Origin of the sequence: Actinoplanes sp. NPDC048791, from assembly GCF_040650095.1 — a bacterium.
Classification (GTDB): domain Bacteria; phylum Actinomycetota; class Actinomycetes; order Mycobacteriales; family Micromonosporaceae; genus Actinoplanes.
Map to the genome: position 1 here is coordinate 1 of NZ_JBEZGQ010001250.1, position 2,170 is coordinate 2,170.

Here is a 2,170-nt window from a genome sequence, read left to right on the forward strand (position 1 = left end):
CGGCCGCCGCGCCGGAGAGCATCCGTACGCGGCGCCGCACTGGTCGCGCTGGCCACGGTGGTGGCGGTGGCCGGCCCGCGCCTCGGTCTGCGGACGACCCCGGCCACGCCGCACACCGGCGTCATCCACCTGTGGACGCTCGGCACCGCCGACCGCAATCCCGGCCTGCGCGACCGCATCGGCGCCTTCAACGACCGCTCGGACGTGAGCGTGCAGCTGTCCACCTTCGGCAACGACGCCTACAAGCAGGTGATGGCCGGGCCGTGGCCGGACCCGGCCCCGGACGTGTACGAGAACTGGGGCGGCGCGAGCCTCACCGAGCAGGTACGGGCCGGCCACGCCACCGACCTCACCGACGCCGTGGCCGAGCGCCCCGAGCTGTCCGACGTGCTGCTGCCCTGCGTACTCGAAGGGGCCAAGGTCGACAACCTGCTGTACGGCCTGCCGATGACCGGGGTCCAGCCGGTCGTGCTCTTCTACAACAAGAAGGTGTTCGCCGACGCCGGCCTCGGCCCACCGCGGACCTACGCCGAGCTGCTCACCGCGGTGGACACCTTCCGCGACCGGGACATCACGCCGATCGCGCTGGGCGGCCGCGAGCGATGGCCCGCGCTGATGTACCTCGCCTACCTCACCGACCGGATCGGCGGCGCGGGCGTCTTCGCCGACATCGCCGCCGGACGACCGGGCGCCTGGCGGGACCCTGCCCTCAAGCAGGCGGCCACGCTGGTGCGGGACCTGGTGAACCGCGGTGCGTTCGGCCCGGCCGCCGACGTGATGGGCTACGAGTCCGGGGCCGCGTCCCAGGCGCTCGCGGCCGGCCAGGCCGCCATGCAGGTCATGGGCAGCTGGGAGTACGGCAACCAGCTGCGCGCCGACTCCGCGTTCGCGACCCGGGACCTGGGCTGGGTGCCGTTCCCCCGGGTGGCCGGCGGCACCGGTGATCCCGCCGCTCTCGTAGGCGTACCGGCCAACTACCTCACTGTCGACGCGCAGAGCCCGTACCGGACGGAGGCGGTGGACTTCCTGCTGCGGACCGTGACGTCGGACGCGTACCTGAACGGCCTGCTCGAGGCCGGCGAGGTGCCGGCGGTTCGCGACCTGGAACCGCGGCTGGACGCCCACCCGCACGCCGACTTCGCCCGCTTCACCCACCGGCTGGCCGCCGACGCGCCCACCTTCACCCTCGTCTGGGACCAGGCCCTGCCCTCGGGCGTCGCCAGTGAGCTCCTGGACCAGACCGAACGGCTCTTCCGGCTCGAGATCACCCCCGACCAGTTCGTGGCCGCCATGGCCGCGACCCGCTGACCACCACCACCGTTCACGGGAGGCACCTGTGCTGATTCCGCATGCCCGGATCGCCGCGACGACCGGCGTCCTGCTCGCCCTGTCCCTGGCTCCGTCCCTGCCGGCGTACGGGTCACCGCCGGACGAGAACGCCGCCGCGCCACCGACCGACTGCACGGCGCAGGTCGGCTACCCGCACAACAAGGCGTTGCCGGGTTACGCCGTGCCGGACCGCAAGCTGGGACGCGTCTGCGTGCCGTTCAGCCAGCTCACGCCCGCGCCGGCCGGCTACTCCGGCGACTACCGGGTGCGCGAGTTCTCGTTCGCGGCCGCGCAGCGCCGGCTCGACGAGTGCCGCGCGGCGCCGCCCTGCTCGGCGCTGTCCGACGTGGCCGGCTACGAGCCCGGGCAGTTCCGGTCCACCGGCCTGGTCGACCCCACCGGGGCCATCGACCCGTTCGCCGCCCGGGTCGACCTGGCCGACATCCGCCGGCCCGCGTACTTCAGCCGTGCGCCGTACCGAGAGGGTATTGCCGCCGCGGAGAAGAGCACGTCCACCGTCGAGTTCACCGTGCCCGCCGAACCGTACGAGGTGATCAACCGGGGTACCACCGAGCCGGTCCGGCTGCGCGGCTGGTATCTGCGCGGCACCGGCGTGAGTGCCCCCGGCGGGCGGCGGGTCCGCGCGCTGGCCGTCCTGCTCGGCGGCCGGACCATCGAGACGACGGCCGTGCAGGACCCCGCCGACCCGCTCTACGCCAAGGACGCCACGGGGGCGTACCTGGGCGTGAGCTACCCGTCGCGGGGCACGGAGAAGTGGGGCGCGCGGCAGTGGCGCGAGTACCTGCTCGCGCTGCACCGGGCCGGCTTCGACGTGCTGACC

2 protein-coding genes are annotated in these 2,170 nt (G+C 74.0%); both read left to right on the forward strand.

Annotated elements, in window-relative coordinates:
- Positions 1–1,308 (forward strand): extracellular solute-binding protein (locus AB0C29_RS45000; RefSeq protein ID WP_360834022.1); only part of this gene is annotated, 1,308 nt, incomplete at its 5' end.
- A 28-nt stretch (positions 1,309–1,336) separates the two neighbouring features.
- On the forward strand, positions 1,337–2,170 hold an 834-nt coding region (locus AB0C29_RS45005), incomplete at its 3' end, for a hypothetical protein (RefSeq protein ID WP_360834024.1).